A 4256-nucleotide genomic window follows, 5' to 3' on the forward strand; every position below is an offset into this window, starting at 1 on the left:
TCGTCTGCCCGCGTCTCGTCCTCCTGGGGCTCCTCCTCGGGCGTGTCCTCGGGTGCCGCCTCGGGGACTGACTCGGGCCGGGGCAGGAGCCGCCGGACATCCAGGCCGGGAATGCCCGAGGGCCGCTGTATCGTGCCGTCGGCCAGCGTCGCCGCCCCGGCGTCGTCACTCACCGTGAAACGCAGCATGCCGATCCGCTGGCCGCTGTCGGTCATCACGTCGATGCGCCATTCGCCACCCGCCTCCTCGGGGAAGTTCTGCTTGTGGCTCCAGGCCCGGTAGCCGGCCGCGCGTCCCCCCTGGATCTCCAGCGGGATGCGGTCGACCTCCTCGCCATCCTGTCGCCATACATGCACCACCTCCTCGCGCAGGCCGCGGGGGGCATGGATCGCCGTGAAGGCATAGAGCCCCTCGCTGGCCAGGGCCGCCGGGGTCAGGGACGTGCTGCCGACCGGCCTCCTGGCCTCGGTATCGAACTCGGGCGAGAGGGCGCTGCCCGAGATCCACAGGCTGGCCGGCGGCACCCAGGCGCGGCCCGCCCAGGCCACGCCGGCCAGCAACGGCAGCAGGGCCAGCATCGCCAGCCAGCGCGAGGGGCTCATGGGCCGCAGCAGGTGCATCAGGCTCGGCAGGCTGAACAGCACCATGGCGCCGATGGCCAGCAGCAGGCTCTGGCCGGTGGTCAGGTGGAGCAGGGTGGGCAGGGTGACCAGGACCACCAGGAACACGCACTGCGCATGGAAGGCGAAGTAGAGCCAGCGCAGCCGACCGGCCAGCCGATAGTAGAGCGGGTCGAGGATCGACAGCAGCGCCATGGCCAGGACCAGCAGGGTGAAGAGCGCCTGACCGCTGTGCCATACCGTGGTGGCAAGCAGGAAGGGCAGGGTGAAGAACAGGGTCTCCTGGTGGATCAACTGGGCGATGAAGGTGGTCACACCCCGGGGCAGGGGCGGGTAGCCACGCCGGACCAGCAGTCGGCCGACCAGGCTCTCGGAGAGCAGCAGTCCCCAGGCCAGCAGCATGCCCAGGGCCAGCATGCCGCCCAGCCACTGCTGACGCTCCACCAGAAAGAAGCTCCCCAGCCCGGCGGCCAGAGCCAACGGGGGCCACAGCCAGCTCCAGGGCCGGGCGCGCTCCACCAGGCGTTCGAGGCGGGACTGCCAGGCGCCGAGGCGAGGTGGCGGCCTGCCGGCGGCAGGGGAGGAAGGGGAGTGGGGCGCGCCCATCGGCGGTTCTCGGTTCATCCGCCGAGTCTAACAGCGCCCGACCCGTTGGGGTGAGTTGCCGGGAACGTGCCATGCTGTCGGCAGGGGCTTGACGTTCGGGCTCGGCTGCACCAAGCTGTCGAAAATCAAACGGCCGTATGAATTCCTGCATGGAGGTTCGTGGATGATCTATCAAGGCAATGCCATCACGGTGGCGCGTGGTCTCGAGGAAGCAGGCGATGCCATCGCCACCTTGACCTTCGACCTGAAGGGCGAGTCCGTCAACAAGCTCTCCAGTGCCGTGGTCGCGGAACTGGGCGAGGCCGTCGCGGCCCTCCGTGCCGAGAAGGGCCTCGAGGGGCTGGTGATCGGTAGCGCCAAGGAGGCGTTCATCGTCGGCGCCGACATCACCGAGTTCCACGGCATGTTCGAGCAGGGCGCGGAGCAGCTCGAGGGCATGCTCGAGCGGGTGCACGGCATCTTCAATGCCATCGAGGACCTGCCGTTCCCCACCGTCACCGCCATCAATGGCCTGGCCCTGGGCGGTGGCTGTGAGATCACCCTGACCACCGACTTTCGCGTCATGGCCGAGTCCGCGAAGATCGGCCTGCCCGAGACCAAGCTCGGTATCCTGCCCGGCTGGGGCGGCTGCGTGCGCCTGCCGCGGCTCATCGGCGCCGACAACGCCATCGAGTGGATCGCCGGCGGCACCGAGAATCGCGCCGAGGCGGCCCTGGAGATGGGGGCGGTGGACGCCGTGGTGCCGGGCGAGCAGCTGCAGGCCGCGGCCCTGGACATCCTGGCCCGCGCCCATCGTGGCGAGCTCGACTACCGGGCCCGCCGCGCCGAGAAGACCTCGCCGCTCACCCTCGGCCCCCTCGAGCAGATGATGACCTTCGAGACCGCCAAGGGCTACGTCAAGGGCAAGGCGGGGCCGCACTACCCGGCGCCGGTGGAGGCCATCAAGGTGATCCAGAAGGGTGCCGGCGAGTCGCGCGCCCGGGCCCAGGCCATCGAGGCCAAGGCCTTCGCCAAGCTGGCGCTCTCCGAGGTGGCTTTCAACCTGGTCGGCCTGTTCATGAACGACCAGGTGGTCAAGAAGAAGGGCAGCCAGTACGAGAAGCAGGCGCGGCCCGTCAAGCAGGCGGCGGTGCTCGGCGCCGGCATCATGGGCGGCGGGATCGCCTACCAGAGCGCCTCCAAGGGCACGCCCATCCTGATGAAGGACATCAAGGAGGAGGCCATCGAACTCGGCCTCAAGGAGGCCCGCAAGCTCTTCGCCAAGCAGGTGGAGCGCGGCAAGCTCTCCACCGGGCAGATGGCCGAGAAGCTCAGCAACATTCGCCCGACCCTCTCCTACGGCGACTTCGGCCACGTCGACCTGGTGGTCGAGGCGGTGGTCGAGAACCCCAAGGTCAAGGATGCGGTGCTCAGCGAGGTGGAAGGCCAGGTGGGGGAGGAGACGATCCTCACCTCCAATACCTCGACCATCTCCATCACCCGCCTGGCCGAGAACCTCAAGCGGCCGCAGAACTTCTGCGGCATGCACTTCTTCAACCCGGTGCACCGCATGCCGCTGGTGGAGGTGATCCGCGGCGAGAAGACCTCTGACGTCGCCGTCGCCGCTACCGTGGCCTACGCCCGGGCCATGGGCAAGACGCCCATCGTGGTCAACGACTGCCCGGGATTCCTGGTCAACCGCGTGCTCTTCCCCTACTTCGGCGGCTTCAGCCAGCTGGTGGAGCAGGGCGCCGACTTCCAGCATATCGACAAGGTGATGGAGAGATTCGGCTGGCCCATGGGCCCCGCCTACCTGCTCGACGTGGTGGGCATGGACACCGCGGTGCACGCCGGCGAGGTGATGGCCGAGGGCTTCCCGGATCGCATGGCCGGCATGGCCGGTGAGCGGGGAGACGGCCAGGGCAAGAGCGCCATCCAGCTCATGGTGGAGCAGGATCGCCTGGGTCAGAAGAACGACAAGGGCTTCTACGCCTACGAGGAGGACCGCAAGGGCAAGCCCCGGAAGGTCACCGACGAGGCCGCCATCGAGCTGGTCAAGGGCGTGGCCCGGCAGCGCCGCGACTTCTCCGACGAGGAGATCATCGCCCGCATGATGGTGCCGCTCTGCCTTGAGACCGTGCGCTGCCTGGAGGATGACATCGTCGGCAGTCCCGCCGAGGCCGACATGGCGCTGATCTATGGCATCGGCTTCCCGCCCTTCCGCGGCGGTGCGCTGCGCTACATCGATGCCATGGGCGTCGACGCCTTCGTCGCCCAGGCCGAGCGCCTGGCCGAGGAGCTCGGCCCGCTCTACGCGCCCACCGAGAAGCTGCGCCAGATGGCCGCCTCCGGCGAGAAATTCTACCCCAGCCAGGCCCAGGGCTGACGCGTCCACGCGAGATGCCACGCAACGGTCAGGACGTTCCGGACATAATTTAAGGAGTTATCGATGAGCTTGAATCCGAGAGACGTGGTGGTGGTCGACTGTGCCCGTTCCGCCATGGCCAGGGCGAAGCAGGGGGCCTTCCGCCACGTGCGCGCCGAGAACCTCTCCGCCGCGGTGATGCAGGCGTTGTTCGACCGCAACCCGGGGCTCGACCCGGCCGAGGTCGACGACGTGATCTGGGGCTGCGTCAACCAGACCCTGGAGCAGGGCATGAACATCGCCCGCAACGCGGCGATCCTCACCGGCATCCCGCACACCGTGCCGGCGCAGACGGTCAATCGCCTGTGCGGCTCCTCGATGAGCGCGCTGCACATCGCCGCCGCCAACATACGGGCCGGCATGGGCGAGTTCTACATCATCGGCGGCGTGGAGCACATGGAGCACGTGGGCATGACCCATGGCGTCGACGTCAACCCGGCGGCCAGCAAGCACGTGGCCAAGGCGGCCATGATGATGGGGCTGACCGCGGAACTGCTGGGCAAGATGCATGGCATCTCCCGCCAGGAGCAGGACGCCTTCGGCGTGCGCTCGCACCAGCGGGCCCAGGCGGCGATGGAGAACGGCGGGTTCGACCGCGAGATCATCGGCATCGAGGGCCATGACGC

Annotated in this window: 2 protein-coding genes and 1 pseudogene; 2 read left to right on the forward strand and 1 reads right to left on the reverse strand. The window is 68.6% G+C overall.

What is annotated here, in order from left to right:
• The coding region (locus SCI24_RS21070) for a DUF5924 family protein (RefSeq protein ID WP_412930349.1) at positions 1–1226 on the reverse strand (1226 nt) is incomplete at its 3' end.
• 163 nt (positions 1227–1389) lie between these two features.
• On the opposite strand from SCI24_RS21070, the gene fadB reads away from it, so the two are divergent.
• Positions 1390–3591, forward strand: coding sequence for a fatty acid oxidation complex subunit alpha FadB (gene fadB / locus SCI24_RS21075; protein WP_318727233.1), 2202 nt, complete (start codon positions 1390–1392; stop codon positions 3589–3591).
• A 63-nt stretch (positions 3592–3654) separates the two neighbouring features.
• A pseudogene (gene fadA, locus SCI24_RS21080) lies at positions 3655–4256 on the forward strand (acetyl-CoA C-acyltransferase); the annotation flags it as partial.

The organism is Halomonas sp. (assembly GCF_033549285.1).
Taxonomy (GTDB): Bacteria; Pseudomonadota; Gammaproteobacteria; order Pseudomonadales; family Halomonadaceae; genus Halomonas.